The 19,327-nt window shown below is 59.0% G+C and carries 24 protein-coding genes; 12 read left to right on the forward strand and 12 right to left on the reverse strand.

Annotation, left to right across the window (positions count from 1 at the left end; genetic code table 11):
• Positions 1-78 precede the first annotated feature (78 nt).
• Genes DIT71_RS00130 through pilG form a run of 3 tightly spaced genes read right to left on the reverse strand, consistent with a single transcriptional unit; the run spans position 79 to position 1,432 of the window.
• Positions 79-624: a chemotaxis protein CheW gene (locus DIT71_RS00130; protein ID WP_114611184.1), complete on the reverse strand. Its 546-nt coding sequence runs from the start codon at positions 622-624 to the stop codon at positions 79-81.
• Positions 625-644: 20 nt separating this feature from the next.
• On the reverse strand, positions 645-1,007 hold the full coding sequence (gene pilH, locus DIT71_RS00135; RefSeq protein WP_114611185.1) for a twitching motility response regulator PilH: 363 nt from the start codon (positions 1,005-1,007) through the stop codon (positions 645-647).
• 32 nt (positions 1,008-1,039) lie between these two features.
• A complete protein-coding gene (gene pilG / locus DIT71_RS00140; protein ID WP_008175635.1) occupies positions 1,040-1,432 on the reverse strand; it encodes a twitching motility response regulator PilG in 393 nt (130 codons plus the stop codon).
• Positions 1,433-1,728: 296 nt separating this feature from the next.
• On the opposite strand from pilG, the gene gshB reads away from it, so the two are divergent.
• The 7 genes from gshB to DIT71_RS00175 are packed head-to-tail and all read left to right on the forward strand — an operon-like array spanning position 1,729 to position 7,432.
• Entirely contained in the window at positions 1,729-2,676 is a 948-nt protein-coding gene (gene gshB, locus DIT71_RS00145) for a glutathione synthase (RefSeq protein WP_114611186.1), read from the forward strand.
• Between the two features lie 38 nt (positions 2,677-2,714).
• A complete protein-coding gene (locus DIT71_RS00150) occupies positions 2,715-3,581 on the forward strand; it encodes an energy transducer TonB (RefSeq protein WP_114611187.1) in 867 nt (288 codons plus the stop codon).
• Complete coding sequence (locus tag DIT71_RS00155; protein WP_199490924.1) at positions 3,578-4,144, forward strand: YqgE/AlgH family protein; 567 nt, start codon at positions 3,578-3,580, stop codon at positions 4,142-4,144. Before DIT71_RS00150 ends, DIT71_RS00155 begins: the two co-directional genes overlap by 4 nt.
• Positions 4,137-4,577, forward strand: a complete 441-nt coding sequence (gene ruvX, locus DIT71_RS00160; protein WP_114611188.1) for a Holliday junction resolvase RuvX — start codon at positions 4,137-4,139, stop codon at positions 4,575-4,577. Before DIT71_RS00155 ends, ruvX begins: the two co-directional genes overlap by 8 nt.
• A 32-nt stretch (positions 4,578-4,609) precedes the next feature.
• A complete protein-coding gene (gene pyrR, locus DIT71_RS00165; protein WP_114611189.1) occupies positions 4,610-5,119 on the forward strand; it encodes a bifunctional pyr operon transcriptional regulator/uracil phosphoribosyltransferase PyrR in 510 nt (169 codons plus the stop codon).
• 31 nt (positions 5,120-5,150) lie between these two features.
• A complete protein-coding gene (locus DIT71_RS00170) occupies positions 5,151-6,164 on the forward strand; it encodes an aspartate carbamoyltransferase catalytic subunit (protein WP_114611190.1) in 1,014 nt (337 codons plus the stop codon).
• The gene (locus tag DIT71_RS00175) at positions 6,161-7,432 is read left to right on the forward strand and encodes a dihydroorotase (protein WP_114611191.1); all 1,272 of its coding nucleotides are present in this window, start codon (positions 6,161-6,163) and stop codon (positions 7,430-7,432) included. Before DIT71_RS00170 ends, DIT71_RS00175 begins: the two co-directional genes overlap by 4 nt.
• Here DIT71_RS00175 and DIT71_RS00180 read toward each other — a convergent pair.
• Entirely contained in the window at positions 7,429-7,701 is a 273-nt protein-coding gene (locus tag DIT71_RS00180) for an HU family DNA-binding protein (RefSeq protein WP_114611192.1), read from the reverse strand. The genes DIT71_RS00175 and DIT71_RS00180 overlap by 4 nt on opposite strands.
• Before the next feature lie 110 nt (positions 7,702-7,811).
• Positions 7,812-8,480, reverse strand: coding sequence for a DNA-3-methyladenine glycosylase I (locus DIT71_RS00185; RefSeq protein ID WP_114611193.1), 669 nt, complete (start codon positions 8,478-8,480; stop codon positions 7,812-7,814).
• A gap of 84 nt (positions 8,481-8,564) precedes the next feature.
• On the opposite strand from DIT71_RS00185, the gene DIT71_RS00190 reads away from it, so the two are divergent.
• A complete protein-coding gene (locus DIT71_RS00190) occupies positions 8,565-8,741 on the forward strand; it encodes a DUF2897 family protein (RefSeq protein ID WP_114611755.1) in 177 nt (58 codons plus the stop codon).
• Between the two features lie 95 nt (positions 8,742-8,836).
• Here the strand turns inward: DIT71_RS00190 and DIT71_RS00195 are convergent, their stop codons facing one another.
• The 6 genes from DIT71_RS00195 to mutM all read right to left on the reverse strand — a co-directional run bounded on the left by DIT71_RS00195 (position 8,837) and on the right by mutM (position 13,961).
• Positions 8,837-10,369, reverse strand: a complete 1,533-nt coding sequence (locus DIT71_RS00195) for a phosphoenolpyruvate carboxykinase (RefSeq protein WP_114611756.1) — start codon at positions 10,367-10,369, stop codon at positions 8,837-8,839.
• Between the two features lie 176 nt (positions 10,370-10,545).
• Positions 10,546-11,400: an Hsp33 family molecular chaperone HslO gene (gene hslO, locus DIT71_RS00200; protein WP_114611194.1), complete on the reverse strand. Its 855-nt coding sequence runs from the start codon at positions 11,398-11,400 to the stop codon at positions 10,546-10,548.
• A gap of 62 nt (positions 11,401-11,462) precedes the next feature.
• A complete protein-coding gene (hslR, locus tag DIT71_RS00205) occupies positions 11,463-11,870 on the reverse strand; it encodes a ribosome-associated heat shock protein Hsp15 (protein WP_114611195.1) in 408 nt (135 codons plus the stop codon).
• 41 nt (positions 11,871-11,911) lie between these two features.
• Positions 11,912-12,601 carry a GMP/IMP nucleotidase gene (yrfG, locus tag DIT71_RS00210; protein ID WP_114611196.1) on the reverse strand — a complete coding sequence of 230 codons (690 nt, stop codon included), beginning with the start codon at positions 12,599-12,601 and terminating at the stop codon, positions 11,912-11,914.
• A 78-nt stretch (positions 12,602-12,679) separates the two neighbouring features.
• A complete protein-coding gene (locus DIT71_RS00215; protein ID WP_114611197.1) occupies positions 12,680-13,009 on the reverse strand; it encodes a hypothetical protein in 330 nt (109 codons plus the stop codon).
• A gap of 127 nt (positions 13,010-13,136) precedes the next feature.
• Entirely contained in the window at positions 13,137-13,961 is an 825-nt protein-coding gene (mutM, locus tag DIT71_RS00220) for a bifunctional DNA-formamidopyrimidine glycosylase/DNA-(apurinic or apyrimidinic site) lyase (RefSeq protein ID WP_114611198.1), read from the reverse strand.
• A gap of 206 nt (positions 13,962-14,167) precedes the next feature.
• Here mutM and DIT71_RS00225 point away from each other — a divergent pair, with 206 nt between their 5' ends.
• Complete coding sequence (locus DIT71_RS00225; RefSeq protein WP_114611199.1) at positions 14,168-15,346, forward strand: DesA family fatty acid desaturase; 1,179 nt, start codon at positions 14,168-14,170, stop codon at positions 15,344-15,346.
• A gap of 157 nt (positions 15,347-15,503) precedes the next feature.
• On the opposite strand, the gene rsmD is transcribed toward DIT71_RS00225, so the two are convergent.
• Positions 15,504-16,106: a 16S rRNA (guanine(966)-N(2))-methyltransferase RsmD gene (gene rsmD / locus DIT71_RS00230; RefSeq protein ID WP_114611200.1), complete on the reverse strand. Its 603-nt coding sequence runs from the start codon at positions 16,104-16,106 to the stop codon at positions 15,504-15,506.
• A gap of 158 nt (positions 16,107-16,264) precedes the next feature.
• Here rsmD and ftsY point away from each other — a divergent pair, with 158 nt between their 5' ends.
• The 3 genes from ftsY to ftsX are packed head-to-tail and all read left to right on the forward strand — an operon-like array spanning position 16,265 to position 19,145.
• A complete protein-coding gene (gene ftsY / locus DIT71_RS00235) occupies positions 16,265-17,464 on the forward strand; it encodes a signal recognition particle-docking protein FtsY (RefSeq protein ID WP_114611201.1) in 1,200 nt (399 codons plus the stop codon).
• A 6-nt stretch (positions 17,465-17,470) separates the two neighbouring features.
• On the forward strand, positions 17,471-18,154 hold the full coding sequence (gene ftsE / locus DIT71_RS00240; RefSeq protein ID WP_114611202.1) for a cell division ATP-binding protein FtsE: 684 nt from the start codon (positions 17,471-17,473) through the stop codon (positions 18,152-18,154).
• Positions 18,147-19,145: a permease-like cell division protein FtsX gene (gene ftsX, locus DIT71_RS00245; protein WP_114611757.1), complete on the forward strand. Its 999-nt coding sequence runs from the start codon at positions 18,147-18,149 to the stop codon at positions 19,143-19,145. The genes ftsE and ftsX overlap by 8 nt, the downstream gene beginning before the upstream one ends.
• Positions 19,146-19,327: the final 182 nt, after the last annotated feature.

Consider the following 19,327-nt stretch of genomic DNA (forward strand, 5'->3'; position numbering starts at 1 on the left):
GCCTCTTCGTAATATTGGCAAGTTTGTTTCTGCGGGCGTTGGGCAGGCGGGAAGGTGTTCCTGCCGACGTCACCACCCTTACCATTGCGCTACATCCAGAAAACGTTCGTCGCCAAGCAACCCGGCGGCGGAGAACACTTTCCAGACTTCCTCATTACGCTCGTAACCGCCATTTACAAACGGCTGAACGCTTGCAGGCACATCCTGTGGCGAGGCCACAAAGCTGTCCACTGCGAAATACTGCATGCCTGAGACACTGTCGACCACCAGCCCGCTGAATACGTCACCATGCTCCACAACCAGTACCCGGCGCTCACGGGGGCTGCGTGAAGAGCGGGGGACTTCAAAAAAACCGGCAAGGTCGACCAGCGGCAGGAGGCGGCCCCGCACATTGGCGGCGCCCATCATGAACTGATGAACCCCGGGTATGTGGGTGTAGCGGGGGACATGGAGAATTTCAGTGACCTCACCCATCGGCGCCACATAGCGCTCCCCTGCAAGAACAAAGCCAATGCCGTTCCAGAGTTCGACGGCTTCCTGTTGTTCCGGCAGGCCGGCAGCCATGGCGCGGCTGCGTCGGGCGATATCCGTCAGAACGGCAAAAGGGGCGGCCTGGGCGGACATGCTTACTCCACGGTTGGGGATCAGGCAATCAGGCTGTTGATTGTTTTGATCAGGTCGTCTTCAACGACGGGTTTTACGAGATAACCCTTGGCACCCTGGCGGGTACCCCACACACGGTCCGTTTCCTGGTCCTTGGTGGTCACGATGACGACCGGGATGGAGGCGGTTTCCGGGGCACGGGTCAGCTGGCGGGTTGCCTGGAAGCCATTGAGGCCGGGCATGACGACGTCCATCAGAACCAGGTCCGGAGTTTCTGCGCGGGCCTTGGCCACTCCGTCAGCGCCGTTGTCCGCTGTCAGCACCTCGTGCTTGTGCTTTTCAAGAATGCTCGAGATTTTCTTAACCTCGGTGGGGGAATCGTCAACAATCAGAATGCGGGCCATGGTGTCCTCAATGGTTCTTTGCTTCAGCAGCTTTACTGTTCCGCTTGGGGAACGTACTGGCGAATGGTGTTAAGAAGCTCGTCCTTGCTGAACGGTTTGGTCAGGTACTGGTCTGATCCGACAATACGGCCCTTGGCCTTGTCGAACAGTCCATCTTTACTGGAGAGCATGATGACCGGCGTCTTCTTGAAAGAGGAGTTGTTCTTGATGAGTGCGCAGGTCTGATAGCCGTCCAGCCGAGGCATCATGATATCGACAAAAATGATATCGGGCTGGGAGTCGGCGATTTTTGCCAGAGCGTCAAAGCCGTCCGTTGCGGTAATGACTTCGCAACCGACTTTTTTAAGAAGGGTTTCGGCGGTGCGACGAATGGTCTTGCTGTCGTCGATCACCATGATCTTCAGATTCTCGAAGTTGTCGTCCATTGTCCAACTGCCTTGCGCTCAGCGACTGTCGTTATTTTGCAACCGGGGTTTTTAACACAAACGTTAGCGTTCTTCTATAAAGCCCGCTCATTTATAGAGTATTGGGGGCCGGATAAAAAGTATAACTTTGTGACCAAATGTACTTCTGCCCGGCAAGTCACGTAATTGATACGGGATTTCTCTGGATGCATTCACGGCTCGGGTACAATACCATCTGTGATCGGAGCATAGCATTTATCCCGCGCAGAACTCTGCAGACCGGTTCGTGTTTTCAACCTTTTAGCTGACGAGGCATTATGACAGTCCGACTCGGAATTGTGATGGACCCCATCGAGAAGATCCATTTCAAGAAAGACAGCTCGCTGGCAATGCTGCTGGCCGCCCAGAAGCGGGGCTGGCAAATTGAATACATGGAGCTGCCGGACCTGTATCTGAAGGGCGGACAGGCCAGGGCAAGGACCCGCGACCTGACCGTACACATGGACCCGGAAGACTGGTTCCGCCTGGGGCCCGCTCAGGAAAGGGCGCTGGGTGATCTGGACGTCATTCTGATGCGGCAGGACCCGCCGGTAGACCGCGAGTTCCTGATGGCCACCTTTATACTGGAAATTGCCGAGCAACAGGGCGCCCTGGTGGTCAATCCCGCGGCAACGCTGCGCGACTGTAACGAAAAGCTGTTTGCTGCCCAGTTCGAAGACTGCACGCCACCGCTGCTTGTGACCCGCTCCGCCCAGCGGCTCAAGGAATTCTACGCCGAGCACGGGGATGTCATTATGAAGCCGGTGGATGGCATGGGCGGGCGTTCCATTTTCCGAATCAAGGAAAATGACGACAACCTGGGGGTGATCATTGAAACCCTGACCAATCACGGCGCCCACCAGGCGATGGCACAGAAGTATATTCCCGAAATCAAGCAGGGTGACAAGCGCATACTGCTCATTGATGGTGAACCGATCCCCTATGCGCTTGCCCGTATTCCCTCCCACGGCGAGAATCGCGGAAACCTGGCCGCTGGCGGCAGGGGTGAAGGCCGCGAACTGACCGCCCGTGACCGGGAGATCTGTGACCGTGTGGCGCCGGTGATCAAGGCAAAGGGGCTCATTTTTGTCGGTATCGATGTGATCGGTGACTACCTGACGGAAATCAACGTCACCAGCCCCACCTGCATCCGGGAACTTGATGCTGCCTTTGGCATCGATATATCCAGCCAGTTGATGGATGCCATCGAGCGTCGTCTGAAATAATGGTCCGTAGCCGGGTTTAACCGAGGTAAGCTTCAGGAATGGCAGTACAGGTCAGCGATTTCGATCGGTTTTCTTTTACACTTTTCATGGCGCTGGCGCTTCATGCCATCGTGGTTCTGGGCATTACTTTTGCGCCGGAGCCGCCTCGCTCTTCCGCCCAGACCATGGAAATCACGTTGTCCCAGTTTGATGACGAGACCGATCCGGAAGCTGCGGATTTCCTCGCACAGACCAGCCAGCAAGGCAGCGGCACCGAGGAAGAACCGGTGGAAATGACGTCGCCGCAACCCTCGGATATCAGCCAGCAGGAGATTGCCGAGGTTCAGCCGGAACCGCCTTCGCAGGTTCAGCCCGCGAAGCAGCAGGCGCAGGCGGTGGTGCAGACGGAGGCGCGCAGTGAGCGCCAGGTGTCGGAACCCGATGCTGCGCAGCCGGAAACGGACGAGCCGTTACCGGTAAAGGAAAAGAAGAGCCTGATGGAGCGTAGCCTGGAGATTGCCAGCCTGGAGGCCAGATTCGACCAGCAGCGCCGGGCCTATGCCAAGAAACCCCGGGTCATGCGTGTTACCGCAGCCTCCACCCTGAAATCGACCAACGCCTGGTATGTTCAGAACTGGGTCAGCAAGGTAACCCGGGTTGGAAATATCAACTACCCGACGGAAGCCAGGCGTGAGGGAATCTACGGCACATTGCGGATGCTGGTTTCCCTGCAAAAGGATGGCACAATCAAGGAACTGGCTATACTCGAATCATCCGGGAGCACGGTGCTTGATGATGCCGCCATACGCATCGTGCGAATGGCGTCGCCCTTCGCGCCCTTCCCGGATGACATGCGCGAAAATGTCGATGAACTGGAAATTATCCGTACCTGGGTATTCGAACGGCGGGGGCTGACATCAGGATGACAGCATCAAAATACTCTCCACACAGTCTGCGCCACCAGTTTCTGGTGGCGTCTCCCTACCTGCAGGATCCGCGTTTTCACGGCGCGGTTATTTACCTGTGTGAACATTCCGATGAGGGCGCGCTGGGGCTGACGGTGAATCACCCGCTGGATATTCATCTCGGGGAAATCCTCGAGCAACTGGATATGGAAGGTGGCGAGCTGGATGTACCGGTTTACGGTGGCGGCCCGGTCCAGACCGAGCGAGGTTTCGTGCTGCATTCCCCGGACGCGGGCTGGCAGAACACCGCCCGGGTGTCCGAAGACGTCCTGCTGACCACGTCCCGCGACGTGTTGTCAGACATCGGGGCAGGCAGGGGGCCTGAAAACTACCTGGTGTGCCTGGGCTACGCGGGCTGGAGCGAAGGACAGCTTGAAGAAGAGCTGGCAAGCAACGCCTGGCTGACCTGTCCTGCCACCGCTGATATCCTGTTCCGCACCCCGTGGGAAGATCGTTACAAGGCCGTGCTGAAACTGATCGGCATTGATCTCAACCAGCTCAGCGAGTCTGTCGGGCATGCCTGAGGCCGGCAACCGTCGCCTGATGGCCTTCGATTTCGGCACTCGACGGATCGGTGTTGCCAGTGGCCAGGAGCTGCTGGGAACCGGCAAACCCCTGACCATGCTGCCGGCCCGTGATGGTGTTCCCGACTGGAACCAGGTTGAGCGCCTCCTCAAAGAGTGGAAGCCGGACCGGGTGCTGGTGGGCCTGCCTCTGAACATGGACGATACCGAGAACGACATGTGTGCCCGGGCGCGCAAGTTTGGCAAACGTTTGCATGGCCGTTTTCACGTTGAGGTGGAAATGGTGGACGAGCGGTTGACCAGTTTCGAGGCCAAGGGCGATGTCATGGCTGCCGGTGGCAGTCGCGATTTCGGCCGTGATGGCGTGGATGATCGTGCCGCCGTGCTGATTCTGGAGACCTGGTTTAACCAACAGAAAACCGGTACCGCCTGACCCGGCTCAGGCTGCTGTATGTGAGGGCTCAAATGACTGCATTGCTTGATATGGACCGGCTGCTGGACGATCTGGAGGCCGGCCTGCGCCAGAAGCTGGAAGAGCGGGGCGTGACCGCCCCGGCGCTGATCGGTATCCGCACCGGGGGTGTCTGGCTGGCGGACGTCATGAGCAAGCGCCTGGACCTGAAAGAGCCCTGGGGTGAGCTGGACATCTCCTTTTACCGGGACGATTTCAGCCGTATTGGCCTGAATCCGAAAGTGAAACCCTCCAGCCTGCCGTTCAGCACGGAAGACCGGGACATTATCCTGATTGACGACGTGATCATGAGTGGTCGAACCATCCGTGCGGCGATGAATGAAATTTTCGATTACGGCCGGCCGGCCAGTATCATTCTCGCCACGCTGGTGGATCTCGGCGCCCGGGAGCTGCCGGTGCAGCCGGACGTAACCGGGCGGGTGCTGGCCCTGCAATCACATCAGCGGGTGAAATTGCGCGGCCCGGACCCATTGCACATAGAGTTGCAGGAAACGGGCAAGTAATCAGCGAACGCACAACACCAACAGGCGACACATGACGGTAAACGATCCTTCTTCAACATCCCTGCAGCTTACCGACGACGGCCAGTTACGCCATTTTCTGACCCTCGATGGCCTGAACCGGGCGCTGCTGACCGAAATCCTTGACACTGCAGACTCCTTTATTGAAGTGGGTGAGCGAAGCATCAAGAAGGTGCCGTTATTGCGCGGCCGTACTGTGGTTAACCTGTTTTTCGAATCCAGCACGCGTACCCGCAGTACCTTTGAGCTGGCTGCCAAGCGTCTGTCTGCGGACGTGCTCAACCTGGATATCAACACCTCTGCCACCTCCAAAGGCGAGTCGCTCTCTGACACCCTGCTGAACCTTGAGGCCATGGCCAGTGATATGTTCGTGGTGCGTCACTCCCAGAGTGGCGCCCCCCATTTCATCGCAGAAAGCGTGACCCCGGGAGTGGCCATTATCAATGCTGGCGACGGGCGCCACGCCCATCCCACCCAGGCCATGCTGGACATGCTCACCATCCGCCAGCACAAGGGTGGTTTTGAGGGCCTGAAAGTCGCAATCGTCGGCGATGTGCTGCACTCGCGGGTGGCCCGCTCCCAGATCCGGGCCCTGAATGAACTGGGGGCCGCTGAGGTGCGGGTGATTGCCCCGGCCACCTTGCTGCCACGAGACGTAGAGAGTCTGGGCTGTACGGTGGAATACGACATGGCCAGGGGCATGAAAGACCTGGATGTGGTAATCATGCTGCGGCTGCAAAAAGAACGCATGGAAGGGGCGCTGCTGCCCAGCGAGCGGGAATTCTACCGGCTTTACGGCCTCAGTCAGGAGAAGCTTGCCCTGGCTGATCCCGGATGCATTGTGATGCATCCCGGCCCCATCAACCGCGGCGTGGAGATCGAGTCGGCGGTCGCCGACGGGCCGCAATCGGTGATCCTGAACCAGGTGACCAACGGCATTGCCATCCGGATGGCGGTGATGTCCATGGCCATGGGCGGCCAGATGGCCGATCGCAACCGCAAACTGGCAGGGAGGGCCCAGGCATGAGCAGTCTGAAAATCAGCGGGGGCCGTCTGGCCGGCAACAACACTGAAACCACAATGCTGATCCGGGACGGTCAGATTGCAGCACTCGGCGATGCTGCCGTGAACGCGCCTGCTGATTACGATTTTGATGCCACGGGATGTACTCTGGCGCCGGGATTTGTGGACCTGTGCTGCAACCTGCGGGAGCCCGGCAATGGTCAGAAAGGCAACATAGCTTCGGAAAGTCTGGCCGCTGCCCATGGTGGTTTCACCACCCTGTGCGCTTCCCCGGACACTTCGCCGGTCAACGACTCCGGTGCCGTCACCAATCTGATTCTGGATGTGGCAGCAAAGCGCTCAGGGGTGCGGGTACTGCCCGTGGGTGCTATCACCCGCGGCCTGGAGGGTGAGCTGCTCAGTGATATGGCGGGCCTGGCGGCGGCTGGCTGTATTGCCATGAGCAACGGCGCCCGCCCGGTGAAGAATGCGAGGGTGCTGCGTCGCTGCATGGCTTATGCTCAAACGTTCGGGCTGACAGTGATGTTCAGCCCCGAGAACCAGGCTCTTGCTGCTGACGGTTACGCCCATGATGGCCTGGTGGCCTCCCGGTTGGGGCTTCTGGGTATCCCGGAAGTGGCTGAAACTGCAGCCGTGATGGAAATGCTGTTGCTGGCGGAAGAAACCGGCGTACGCCTGCACCTGGGCCAGTTATCCTGCGCCCGCAGTGTGGAAATGCTGGCGGACGCCCGCAGGCGCGGTATTGCGGTGACCGCCGATGTGGCCATGCACCAGCTTATGTTCACCGAAGACGCGCTGGCCGGTTTTGACAGCCGCTACCACGTTCGGCCGCCGTTACGCTCGGAGAAAGATCGGCAGGCGCTGCTGGCCGGAGTGCGGGAGGGTGTGATCGACGCCGTCACCAGTCAGCACCAGCCCCACGACTCTGCTGCCAAACAGGCACCGATGGCGGCCACCGAGCCGGGGCTGTCCACCATTGAAAGCACTCTGTCTATGGGGCTGTTGCTGGTAAAACGCGGGGAACTGGAGGCAGCAGGCCTGATCCGGGCACTCACCACGGGGCCGGCTTCGGTCATTGGCAGGTCTGCGGAACTGCGGGAAGGTGCGGTGGCAGACCTGTGTGTGTTCGACCCGGAGGCCAGCTGGACTCCGGGCCGCGCCAATCTTTGCTCCGCCGGGCGTCATGTGCCTCTGCCCGGCAAAGATCTGCCCGGTGTCGTTCGCCTCACCCTGTGCAACGGACAACAGGCCTGGCCCAGTCTGTCAGCCTAGCGTATCGAGTCTTTCAGCGCCTTGCCTGCCTTGAAGCCGACGGTTCTGCTGGCGGGTATGCGGATGGTTTCGCCGGTTTGAGGGTTGCGGCCATCGCGAGCGTCACGGCTGCGGATGTTGAAGGTACCGAACCCGATCAGGGTGGTATCTTCGCCGCGGGCGGCAGCGGCAGAGATCTGGTCGGTAAAAGCGGTGATGACTTCGCTGGCCTTGTCCCGGGTTAATCCGGTCTGATCTGCCACGGCGGCAGCGAGTTCAGGTTTGCGCATTGGATACTCCTTGTTGTCGTTTTTTGGGTATTGGCCGGGGGTTGCGACAGTACCGGCTGGCAAATGTATAGCTGTTCGCGACGCTTTGTGCAAACCGGTAACGACGCTGATTAACTGCCCACCGAGTACGACACAATCCGTGACAGGTGGCTGTAGGGCAGGCCGGTTTCCTGATGCCAGCTGTTAAAGGCCTGCTGCGCCTGAATCAGGGCTTTCTTGCTGCCGGGCGTTGCGTCCAGCCGTTCCTCGCGATGGAGCCCGGCAACCACATCCGGGGCGAGAATAAAACCATCCCAGCCAACACGACGCAGGAAATACTGGGCGGTGTTGCCGCCAAGCCGGGCGCCGTGGCGCTTGAACCACATCAGCAGCCCGACCTGATCGCTCGAGGGCCACTGGTTCAGAAAAGCCCCGAAGCTGCCCTGCTCACGGGCTCCGTCCACAATCATCCGGGCGTTTTCGGGCACGGTGCGGATTTTCTGCATGTTCCGCACGATACGCTCATCCTGCGCCAGCTCCTCCAGCACCTCCGGCGGTACCTGCTGCCAGTAAAGCGGCACAAAACCCTGGAACGCGGCCTCAAAACCCGGCCATTTGTTGTCGATGATCCGCCACACAAAGCCGGCCTTGAAAACACATCGGGTAACCTCCGACAGGTAGCGGTCGTCGCTTTTTGCTTCCAGTTCGCCGGGTTCGGCCACCCGGGGCAGCATCGAACGAAGTGCGGCTTCCCCGCCTTTATGGGCAGCCGCCTGGTTGTAAATTCTGGCAAAGGACATGGAGTTATATCCGAAATCCGGTTGTAGGTTTGAAGCTGTGTGGTCCACTATAAAGGAAACCAATCCGGCCAGGGAGACATGCTTATGCCGACGATAGGATGGGTCTTTCTGCTCGGTGCCATTGCCTTGGTGCTGGGCGGGCTGTTCATGTTGCGCGACAGCGGCAAGATGCCGATTTCCAAAGAAAAAATGAAGAAAATCCAGGAGCGCAAGGCAGAAATTGAAGCCGAGGAGAGCGCCGAGGACCGGGAGCAATGGTAATCCGCTAGCTTTGCCGTGACTTACGCTGGGCGGTTGCTGCCACAAAAAAAGCGCCGTGCTCCAAGAGCAGGACGCTTTTCAGGGTAAAGGCGGGTTTACGCTTTTGGCCCGGCCTCCACGATGGCGTCGGAAACATCAAACTTCTTGAAGTTTTCAACAAACTGGCCAATCAGTTCGGCGGCCTTCGCGTCATATTCGTCCTTGCTGGCCCAGGTGTTGCGTGGGTTCAGCAGGTTGTTGTCCACGCCGGGCACGTCTACCGGCACTTCCAGGTTCAGGGTTGGCAGATGCTCGGTTTCGGCGTCATCCAGAGCACCGTTCTGGATGGCGGCGATGATGCCACGGGTCGTGGGGATGCTGAAGCGCTCGCCCACGCCGTAGGGGCCGCCGGTCCAGCCAGTGTTTACCAGGAAGACCTTGCTGCCAAATTCATCCATGCGCTTCATCAGCAGCTCGGCATATACGCCAGCTGGGCGCGGAAAGAAAGGTGCGCCGAAGCAGGTGGAGAAGGTGGCCTTCAGCTTCGAAGAAGAGCCCATTTCGGTGGAGCCCACCAGAGCGGTGTAGCCACTGAGGAAGTGATAGGCCGCGGCTTCTTTGCTGAGGATTGACACGGGTGGCAATACGCCGGTCATGTCGCAAGTCAGGAAGACGATGTGTGACGGCTCACCGGCGCGGTTTTCAGGAACCCGCTTTTCAACGTGCTCCAGCGGATAGGCCACGCGGGAATTTTCGGTGAGTGAAACGTCAGAGTAGTCCGGCTCGCGGGTGTCCTGGTCGATAGTAACGTTCTCAACGAGGGCCCCGAAACGGATAGCGTCCCAGATGATGGGTTCGTTCTTCTGGCTCAGGTCGATGCACTTGGCGTAGCAGCCACCTTCGATGTTGAAGACGGTGCCCGGACCCCAGCCGTGCTCGTCGTCACCGATCAGGAAGCGATCAGGGTCGGCGGAGAGGGTGGTCTTGCCGGTACCGGAGAGGCCAAAGAACAGACAGGTCTCATCGTCCTCGCCCACGTTTGCTGAGCAGTGCATGGGCAGTACATCTTTTTCCGGCAGCAGGAAGTTCTGTACTGAGAACATCGCCTTCTTCATTTCGCCGGCATAATGCATTCCGGCCAGCAGTACCTTGCGCCGGGCAAAGTTGATGATCACGCAGCCATTGCTGTTGGTGCCATCCCGCTCGGGCACGCACTCGAAATTGGCAGCGTTGAGGATCTGCCATTCCTGCTTGTCGGCCGGATTGAAGCTGTCCGGGCGAATGAACAGGTTCTGGCCAAACAGATTCTGCCAGGCGGTTTCGGTGGTCATGCGTACCGGCAGGTAATGTTCCGGGTCGGAGCCGACATGGACGTGGCTTACAAAGCTGTCTTTCTCGGCCATGTAGGCTTCAACGCGATCCCAGAGGGCATCGAACTTTTCAGCATCGAACGGGCGATTGATAGGACCCCAGTGGATGTCGTCAGAGGTGCTTGGCTCCTCGACGATATAGCGGTCCTTCGGAGACCGGCCGGTACGCTCGCCGGTTTTTACCACCAGTGAACCGTTTGCGGCCAGCTGGCCTTCGCGTCTTTCCAGTGCCAGCTCAACCAGTCGTGCTGCACACAGATCATTATAAGTGTTACTCACTTCGACCTCGCCCTCGGGATGTGATCGTGATTGCACAGGCCGCCTCCTCTAAAAAACTGACGGAAAACTGAGCAATCGAGCCAATTCAGGCGCGCTATTATGCCAGAGGCGCCGGTAAAAAACGACAGCCCTGGAAGCCGCTCTGAGACTGGCTTCCGGGCGATTCAGCCGGTTAGCTAGTGTAACGTATGACCGGTGAAAAGGTGATCAATATCATTCCTATCGAAGCGATAGTGTTGGTGACAGAACTGGCAATCCATTTCAATGGAGCCCTGTTCATCGAGAATACTGTAGCACTCTTCCTGGCCGATAGCCTCCAGCGCGCCGAGAGTTCGTTCCCGGGAGCAGCTGCAGCGGAAGGCGACGGGCTCGGCATCGAACAGACGCACGGTTTCCTCATGGAACAGGCGGTGGAGCAGCGTTTCACTGTCCAGGCTCAGCAGTTCATCGGCTTCCACGGTGCTGGCCAGGTGGTTGAGCCGGTCCCATAAGTCGGAATCCTGTTCGGTATTGCCGGGCATTTTCTGCAGCATCAGGCCTGCACTGCAGTTGTCGTCGGCGAACAGGAAGAAGCTGGTGGGAATCTGCTCGGAGCGCTCGAAATATTCTTCCAGGCAGCCGGCCAGGTTTTCCTCCTCCCGCGGCACCACGCCCTGGTAGCGCTGGCCCTTGTCCGGGGAGATGGTGATGGCCATGCTGCCCTCGCCCAGCAGGGTGTCCAGGGAGTCCTCGGTAACGGCGTGTTCGTCGTAACGGGCCAGGCCACGAATGAACCGGTCGTGGCTGCACTCGGCCATCAGGGTGCGCAACGGCCCTTTGCCCTGGGCCTGCAGTGACAGGTTGCCTTCGAACTTGAGGGTGCTGCTCATCAGGACGCTGGCGGCCAGGGATTCACCCAGGATGCGCCTTACAGAAGCGGGGTAGGGTGCCTGGTTGCCAATTTCGCTGTAGCTGTCGTTGAGCCTCACCCAGGCTCCCCGGACCTGACTGTCTTCAAAAATAAATCGCTGGAACTGGTCCCGGGATGCCATGGTGTTTTCTCCTGAGCGTTAGAGTCGGAATCTGTAGTCCTTGAGGCGGGAAGCACAGGGTACTAGAGCCCGTTGTGTTCCCGGAAGCGCTGGATGTCCCGGCGATCTTTCTTGGAGGGCCGCCGGGCAGGTGGCAGCTGCGCCGCCTGCATGGTTTTGCGCTGCCATGAAAGTTCTTCCCGGCGCTTCACGCTGTCTTCAGTTTCGTGATAGAGCTTTTGTGCCTCCGGAGCGCCCCGGCGACGCTCGCTGATGTCGTCCACGATAATGATGCGTTCCTGCCATCCCTGCCGCAGGGTGACCTTGGCGCCGGGTTCGACCAGCTTGCCGGGTTTGGTTCGCTGGCTGTTGTAGTGAACCTTGCCCCCTTCGATGGCCTGTTTGGCGAGGTTGCGGGTTTTGTAAAAACGTGCGGCCCACAGCCATTTGTCGAGTCTTACGCGGGTGTCCTCAGTAGTGGTTGCCGTCATGTCTCCTCACCTGATCAGCGTATGGTCATAGTATAGCTGTCTCACTGGCCGGATGGCAGGGGCTGGCGTTGACGCAGGGCCGGCAGGACTTCATTGAAGTGATGAATCGACGGAATCTCCGGGTGTCTGTTGCGGGCCGCCTGTTTGCTGTCCGGGGCCAGAATGGCAAGACATTGGGCAATGCCGGCAGTGCGGGCACTTTCCAGCACCGGGAAACTGTCGTCCACCATCAGGGTGGCGGCGGGCTGATAGGTTTCAAGAGTGGCAAGGTCCTGCCAGAAGGCCGGGTCTTCCTTGGGTTTGCCCAGCTGATGGCTGGAGATGATGTTGTCCACCCGGCTGTCGAGGCCAGTGAGTTGCAGTTTCAGCCCCAGGGGGTCGGGATGGCAGTTGGTAACGATCACCGAGCGCAGGCCGGCGCTTCGGACGGCTGCGAGAAAGTCGGTGACGTGGGGCAGGTAGCCGATGCGATCGCCCACTTCGGCCTTGAGGCCGGTGATGTCCAGATTCAGGCGGTCGCTCCAGTAATCGGTGCAGTACCAGTTCAGGGAGCCGCGCTCGGCCATTATCATGGGGATGATGGTGTCACGGGCCTGTTCGGGGCTGAGATTGTTGTGTTCGGCGTAACGCCTGGGCAGGTGTTCCAGCCAGAAATGGTTGTCGAAGTGCAGGTCGAGCAGGGTTCCGTCCATGTCCAGGAACACGGTATCAAGGGCGTGCCAGTTCACCATATACAAAATCAGCCTGAGGATTGATTAATCGTCAGGCTGCCGAAGTATGCGTAGATTGGCAAGGCGGAATTCTACGGATCAGTCGTCTTGCTGGATGGTTTCGGGTTTCCGGCCGGTGCGGGTGCAACCCAGGCAGCGAACAAAGGTGGCCCTGGCCGGACCGACAACCAGAACTTCCCCGGCTTCAGCGGCGTTACCGCCCAGTGCCGAGAATGGCAGGGATACCAGGTACACAGCGCTGCCAATGATAGTGGTGGCTAGCAGGGCCGGGCGAACGAGCAGGGCATCTCCGGTCATTGCCAATGCCGAGGGTTCTTCATCAATCGCCTGGGCATGGCCGGCAGAGGAAAACGCCAGCAGGCAAACCGCGAAGGCGGTGATAACGATGTGGGGAATCTTACCGGTCATTTCGTGTTTCTCCTGGCGATACATCTGTTGCCGTTCATAGTAGCTTGCGATTATGGATATTCTGTTAACTATGAATCATATTCACGTATTTTCAAACGCTTTTTCTGTTTCAGTCGTTGTCTGAACGCTAGCGCTGGCATTTGCTGCAGTAAACCGTTGAGCGCTGGTTCATCCGTGTTTCCCTCAATGTCTGCCCGCATTCACAGCAGGGCTCGCCGGTGCGGCCGTAGACCAACAGCGACTGGGCGAAGTAGCCGGGTTTGCCATCACTGTTCACGAAGTCCCGCAAGGTGGTTCCCCCCATCAGTATAGCGGCGCTGAGGGTTTCACGGATGGCCTCTACCAGACGGTTATAACGGTCCAGGCTGATACGACCGGCGGCACGGCGGGGATGGATGCCGGCCTTGAACAGAGCTTCGTTGGCGTAGATGTTGCCCACACCCACGACCACATGGTTATCCATAATGAAGGACTTGACCGGGGTTTTCCTGCCCCGCGACAACCGGTAGAGCAGGCTGCCGTTAAACGCCGGTGCCAGGGGCTCTGGCCCCAGGCTGGCAATTAACGGATGCTGGTGCGGATTTTCGGACCACAGCCAGCAGCCGAATCGGCGTGGGTCATTGAAGCGCAGGCGGGTGCCGCTATCCAGCGTCAGTTCCACATGGTCATGCAGCAGGGGTTCGCTCTGGTCGGTGATCACCCTCAAACTGCCCGACATGCCCAGATGCACAATCAGAGAGCCGGCCACCGTGTCCGAGCTTACCCCGATAAGCAGGTATTTTGCCCGACGCTCCACGGTGTGGATCACGCCACCTTCCAGCAATTCAGCCAGATTGTCCGGAACCGGCCAGCGCAGGCGACTGTCTCGCACCGTTACCCGAGTGATTGTCCGGTTTTCGCAATGGGGAGCAATGCCGCGTCGGGTGGTCTCTACTTCGGGTAATTCTGGCAAGGTGCTCCGCTCCAGCCGCGTGGGTGATAACCGGTTAGTGTATTCAGTAACAATTTGGCTGCCAAATACGGTTGTTCCAGCTAACAACTGTACGCTAAAGTGTCGGGATACGGTTGTTTGGCAGTACCGGATCCGCCAGGCCGAAGGCTTTCTGCAGGGCCCGTCATGCACTTTGCAACCCTATGATATCGAATGAGGAAAATTCTATGTGGTACAATGGTCTTACGGACCTTTCGGTGATGCAGCTAATCCTGGTGGCCCTGGGACTGACCCACATCACAATCATCAGCGTCACGCTCTACCTGCATCGCCATTCTGCCCACAACTCACTGGATCTGCATCCGGTACTGGCGCATTTTTTCCGTTTCTGGCTTTGGCTGACCACAGCACAGAACACCAAACAGTGGACGGCCATCCATCGTAAGCACCATGCCAAGTGCGAAACCGAGGAAGATCCTCACAGCCCGGTAATTCTGGGCATTCGCAAAGTGCTTCTCGAGGGTGCCGAACTGTATGATGAGGCGGGCACTCAGGAAACCCTTGAGCGCTACGGCCAGCGCACGCCGGAAGACTGGGTGGAGAACAAGGTCTACAGCCGCTATCCGATGTTGGGTATCCAGCTGATGGCGGTCATCGACCTTTTGCTTTTCGGTGTGAACGGAATCTGGATCTGGGCGGTACAGATGATGTGGATTCCGGTCTGGGCTGCCGGCGTAGTCAATGGCATCGGTCATCTCATGGGTTATCGCAATTTCGAATGTGCAGACAATGCCCGCAATATTTCACCCTGGGGTATCCTGATTGGCGGTGAAGAGCTGCACAATAACCATCACACCTACCCCAACTCTTCCAAGCTGTCCCGCCGCTGGTTCGAAGTGGATATCGGCTGGGGTTACATTCGCCTTTTCGAGTTCTTCGGCCTGGCAAAACCCAAGGGTTTTAAGCCCATTGCCCATTACGTGCCTGGCAAGCAGAAAGTGGATGTAGAGACCGTGCAGGCGATTACCAACAGCCGCTTCGATATCATGCGCCAGTACCGCAAGCGGGTGATGGAGCCGGTGCTGCGACAGCAGAAGGCACTGATGGATGATGAAGTTCGCCCCCGGTATCGAAGCCTGAAGCGTTTGTTATCCCGTGAGGTTACCCTGATCAAGCCGAAGGAAAAGGAGCATCTGGATACTGTGCTGGAGCGCAATGCGGCGCTGCGTCAGATTTACGAGAAGAGTAACGAACTGCAGGAGCTCTGGCGTCGACGCGGACTGAAGCCGCAGGAGAAACTTCAGGCGCTGGTGGAATGGTGCCGGGAGGCGGAGGCCAGTGGTATTCGTTATCTGGAGGATTTTGCGGCGCATTTGCGGGCTTACTCTCTGCGGCCTTCTTCGTGATGGTCCTTTTAGCCTGATGGCTCAGGTGTCTGGTCCCGAGGTGGGGTGCCTTTTCTTCTGGGAAAAGAACTCGCTTTGCTCAGACACCTTTTCCCGGCAGAAAAGGCACCTCACCCCGACACCGATTTGACCGTAGTGGAACATTCGCTGCGGTTTTTCAGGTAGTTGCTGATCCTTCAGCTCTGAACAAACAGTAGGTCACCTGGCCTGCTGTTTTTTGTCGGTGCAGTGTCCAGTTGGCCGGCGCCGTGGGTGTCGGCAGTTCGCTTTCGTGCTCCACGTAGATCCAGCCTTCCGGTTTAACCCAGCCATTATCCGCAATCAGCGGGAACAGCTTTTCCAGCCAGCCCTGTCTGAATGGCGGGTCCATGAACAGGATGTCGAACGGCTTGGCCGGAGTCCGGGAGAGGTAGGTGTCGACGTTCTGGCAGGTCACTTCTCCGTTATCTGATTTCAATAGCTGCAGGTTGTTGCGCAGGGCCTGGGCCAGTGCAGCAGTGTGGTCGACGAAGACGGTAGTGCCGGCGCCCCGGGAAAGGGCTTCCAGGCCGAGGGCGCCGGAGCCGGCGAATAGGTCGAGGCAGCGGCTGCCGGCGATGTGGAATGTCAGCCAGTTGAACAGGGTTTCGCGGGTGCGCGCGGGCGTCGGGCGGACGCCACCGGCTTCGGGGAAGCGCAGTTTGCGGCTGCGCCAGTCACCGCCGATGATGCGAAGTTCACCGTCGCCGCTGGCGGGCCTGGGTTTCTGGTTGCGCGCCATGTGGGAAATGCCTCCTGATCGGTGCGCCTCGGCGTATAAGTCGCACCATGTTACGAAGGTTTGTCGGGAGAGTCACCTGCGGCCATCACTTAGGCCAGGCAGTCTGCTAGAATAACGCCTTTCTTTTATCCCGCGAATCGACAATCAGTGGTATGACTATGACGGCAGAGTGGATTGCTATCGGCCTTCTGGCCTTTCTTGTCCTTGTATTTGTTCTGGATGTGGCCGCCAACCGTCGGCGTGTGCCGCGGCCCAGGCCGGTGCCCCAGAAGAAGCCAGAGGCACCGGAAGGCGCTGCGCCCAAGGCAGAGGAAAAGGCAGAGCCTGAGAGTGCCCCCCCTGCCGAGGCACCTGAAGAGCCTGCCGTGGTCGAGAAGGCGCCTGCTGAAGTGCCGGCAGTGCCCGAGCCGGAACCAGAAGCGCCCCAGGTCAGTGTTTTCGAGCGCATCCGTCATGGTCTTGGTAAAACCCGGGCCAGCCTGACTGGCGGTTTGGCCGATCTGTTCTCCGTTGGCAAGAAAGTGGACGAGGATCTGCTAGAGGAAATCGAAACCACGCTGCTAATGGCGGATGTGGGCGTTACCGCCACGTCGGAAATTATCGAGTCGCTGACGGACAAGCTTGAGCGCAATCAGCTCAAGGACGGCGAGGCCCTGCGCAAGGCGCTTCGGGATGAGCTTCACGGCCTGCTGGCGGATGTCACCAAACCCCTGGAGATAGACAGCGGCAAGAAACCTTATGTGATCCTGATGGTCGGCGTTAATGGCGTGGGCAAAACCACCACGATCGGCAAGCTGACGGCATTGTTCCAGCGTGAAGGCAAGTCGGTCATGCTGGCCGCAGGGGATACCTTCCGGGCGGCTGCCGTGGAGCAACTGCAGGTCTGGGGTGAGCGCAACAAGGTACCGGTGGTGGCTCAGCACACCGGCGCCGATAGCGCCTCAGTGATCTTCGATGCCGTGCAGTCAGCCCAGTCCCGGGGTGTGGATGTGGTGATTGCCGATACCGCCGGGCGCCTGCAGAACAAGGACAACCTGATGAGTGAACTGGAAAAGGTTGTGCGGGTTATCAAGAAGCTGGACGACACTGCGCCCCATGAAGTCATGCTGGTACTGGACGCGGGTACCGGCCAGAACGCCCTCAGCCAAGCCCAGGTTTTCCAGCAGGCGGTGGGCGTCAGCGGCATTACCCTGACCAAGCTGGATGGCACTGCGAAGGGCGGCATTGTGTTCGCCATCGCCAGGCAGTTGCAGCTTCCCATCCGCTACATTGGTGTCGGTGAGCAGGTGGACGACCTGCGCAGCTTCGACGCCCGCACCTTTGTGGATGCGCTGTTCGACGACAGCCCGGAGAAGTAGCCCTCGATGATCGAGTTTCGCCAGGTCAGCAAACGTTACGACAGCGATCATACGGCTCTGCGCCAGGTCAATTTCGGTCTGGAGCGGGGCGAGCTGGCGTTTCTCACCGGCCATTCGGGTGCCGGCAAAAGTACCCTGCTCAAGCTGATCATGGTAATGGAGCGCCCCAGTGCTGGCGAGGTGATTGTCGGCGGACAGGTGCTCAATACCCTGCCGCGTCGCCAGGTGCCCTATATCCGCCGCCATATCGGCGTGGTATTCCAGAACCATCAGCTGCTGTTCGACCGTACCGTGTTCGACAACGTTGCCATGCCCCTGGAGGTCATGGGTACGCCTGCCCGGGATATTGGCCGACGCGTGCGTGCGGCGCTCGACAAGGTCGGGCTACTGAGCAAGGAAAAAATGAATCCGCTTCAGCTTTCCGGCGGTGAACAGCAGCGCGTAGGCATTGCCCGGGCGGTGGTCAACAAGCCCCCGGTTTTGCTGGCGGACGAGCCCACCGGCAACCTGGATCCGGAACTGTCTGCCGACATCATGCGCCTGTTCACGGAATTCAGTCAGGTGGGGGTGACAGTACTGATTGCTACCCACGACATTGCCCTGATCAACGATCTGGGGCGCCGCACCCTTACGCTGGATCACGGCCGGCTGATGTCAGAGCCTGGCGCCGGGGGTGGCCGGCATGGCTAACGATCCCCGCAAGCCCCGGAGTCGCGGAGCCAGAAGTGCCCGTTCGCCCTGGCGGGAGCAGGCCGAAAGCTACCTGAACCATCACCGGAAAGTGGCCGTGGACAGTGCCCGGCGCCTGTGGCAGTCCCCGATCGCCAGCATGATGACCTGGACGGTCATGGGCGTGGCACTGGCGTTGCCGGTGGCACTGATGCTGTTGCTGGCCAGCCTGGAGGGCGTCAGCGCAGGCTGGGAAAATTCGGCCCGGGTGACCGCCTACCTGAACGACTCGGTCTCCATTGAGGAAGCGCAGGCGTTGACAACCAGGGTGGCCGACGACAGCCGTGTGGCCGAGGTGGAGCTGATTGATCGGGATACCGCGCTGGATGAATTCCGGGCCTCTTCCGGCCTCGAGGACGCTCTGGACTATCTGAACGAGAACCCGCTGCCCCACACGCTGCTGGTTACGCCCAGCGAAAACTCCCGCACTGCCGACGGCGTGGAAATGTTGCTCACTGTTATCGAGGGACTGGATGGGGTTGAGCGCGTGCAGGTGGATCTGGGCTGGCTGCAGCGCCTGAATGCCATGACCGATCTGCTCGGCCGCGCAGTCTGGGCATTGGCGCTGTTGCTAGCTGCAGCCGTTGTGCTGGTCATTGGCAATACCGTGCGACTTGCCATCGAGAACCGCCGCGACGAGATTCTGGTGGCCAAACTGGTGGGGGGCACGGATGCCTTCGTACGCAGGCCGTTTCTCTACACCGGTGCCTGGTTTGGCCTTGGGGGCGGTATAGTGGCGTTAATACTGTTGCAATTGTCGCTCTGGTGGCTCAGTGGGCCGGTCGAGCGCCTGGCAGGGCTTTACCGCAGCGACTTTTCTCTCAACGGGCTGAGTGTCGACGGAGCGCTGGCGTTGATAATTGCCGCCATGCTGTTAGGCTGGTTGGGAGCGTGGGTCGCAGTAAAGCGCCATCTTGATGATATAGAGCCTGGCGAAATAGCTGGCGGGTGATCCTTCACTTCGGGAATACCGTATTGAAAAAATTGTTGTAGTTGATTTAAGTTAAGGGTAGTTCAGAGGAGTAAACAAGTTCCCAATTTGTTGATTTAAAACGCTTTAACGGGAATTAAAGGAACTTTTTAGGTACGTGGCGGTCAAAGTTCTGATTGTTATATTTATAGGCCGTCCTGTCT

It is taken from the genome of Marinobacter vulgaris (assembly GCF_003344045.1).
In the GTDB taxonomy this organism is placed as follows: Bacteria; Pseudomonadota; Gammaproteobacteria; order Pseudomonadales; family Oleiphilaceae; genus Marinobacter; species Marinobacter vulgaris.

What these genes read in the sequence shown, in the direction of transcription:
- DIT71_RS00130 (WP_114611184.1), bottom strand. Translation starts at nt 624, where the DNA reads ATGTCCGCCCAGGCCGCCCCTTTTGCCGTTCTGACGGATATCGCCCGA.
- pilH (WP_114611185.1), bottom strand. Translation starts at nt 1,007, where the DNA reads ATGGCCCGCATTCTGATTGTTGACGATTCCCCCACCGAGGTTAAGAAA.
- pilG (WP_008175635.1), bottom strand. Translation starts at nt 1,432, where the DNA reads ATGGACGACAACTTCGAGAATCTGAAGATCATGGTGATCGACGACAGC.
- gshB (WP_114611186.1), top strand. Translation starts at nt 1,729, where the DNA reads ATGACAGTCCGACTCGGAATTGTGATGGACCCCATCGAGAAGATCCAT.
- DIT71_RS00150 (WP_114611187.1), top strand. Translation starts at nt 2,715, where the DNA reads ATGGCAGTACAGGTCAGCGATTTCGATCGGTTTTCTTTTACACTTTTC.
- DIT71_RS00155 (WP_199490924.1), top strand. Translation starts at nt 3,578, where the DNA reads ATGACAGCATCAAAATACTCTCCACACAGTCTGCGCCACCAGTTTCTG.
- ruvX (WP_114611188.1), top strand. Translation starts at nt 4,137, where the DNA reads ATGCCTGAGGCCGGCAACCGTCGCCTGATGGCCTTCGATTTCGGCACT.
- pyrR (WP_114611189.1), top strand. Translation starts at nt 4,610, where the DNA reads ATGACTGCATTGCTTGATATGGACCGGCTGCTGGACGATCTGGAGGCC.
- DIT71_RS00170 (WP_114611190.1), top strand. Translation starts at nt 5,151, where the DNA reads ATGACGGTAAACGATCCTTCTTCAACATCCCTGCAGCTTACCGACGAC.
- DIT71_RS00175 (WP_114611191.1), top strand. Translation starts at nt 6,161, where the DNA reads ATGAGCAGTCTGAAAATCAGCGGGGGCCGTCTGGCCGGCAACAACACT.
- DIT71_RS00180 (WP_114611192.1), bottom strand. Translation starts at nt 7,701, where the DNA reads ATGCGCAAACCTGAACTCGCTGCCGCCGTGGCAGATCAGACCGGATTA.
- DIT71_RS00185 (WP_114611193.1), bottom strand. Translation starts at nt 8,480, where the DNA reads ATGTCCTTTGCCAGAATTTACAACCAGGCGGCTGCCCATAAAGGCGGG.
- DIT71_RS00190 (WP_114611755.1), top strand. Translation starts at nt 8,565, where the DNA reads ATGCCGACGATAGGATGGGTCTTTCTGCTCGGTGCCATTGCCTTGGTG.
- hslO (WP_114611194.1), bottom strand. Translation starts at nt 11,400, where the DNA reads ATGGCATCCCGGGACCAGTTCCAGCGATTTATTTTTGAAGACAGTCAG.
- hslR (WP_114611195.1), bottom strand. Translation starts at nt 11,870, where the DNA reads ATGACGGCAACCACTACTGAGGACACCCGCGTAAGACTCGACAAATGG.
- yrfG (WP_114611196.1), bottom strand. Translation starts at nt 12,601, where the DNA reads ATGGTGAACTGGCACGCCCTTGATACCGTGTTCCTGGACATGGACGGA.
- DIT71_RS00215 (WP_114611197.1), bottom strand. Translation starts at nt 13,009, where the DNA reads ATGACCGGTAAGATTCCCCACATCGTTATCACCGCCTTCGCGGTTTGC.
- DIT71_RS00225 (WP_114611199.1), top strand. Translation starts at nt 14,168, where the DNA reads ATGTGGTACAATGGTCTTACGGACCTTTCGGTGATGCAGCTAATCCTG.
- rsmD (WP_114611200.1), bottom strand. Translation starts at nt 16,106, where the DNA reads ATGGCGCGCAACCAGAAACCCAGGCCCGCCAGCGGCGACGGTGAACTT.
- ftsY (WP_114611201.1), top strand. Translation starts at nt 16,265, where the DNA reads ATGACGGCAGAGTGGATTGCTATCGGCCTTCTGGCCTTTCTTGTCCTT.
- ftsE (WP_114611202.1), top strand. Translation starts at nt 17,471, where the DNA reads ATGATCGAGTTTCGCCAGGTCAGCAAACGTTACGACAGCGATCATACG.
- ftsX (WP_114611757.1), top strand. Translation starts at nt 18,147, where the DNA reads ATGGCTAACGATCCCCGCAAGCCCCGGAGTCGCGGAGCCAGAAGTGCC.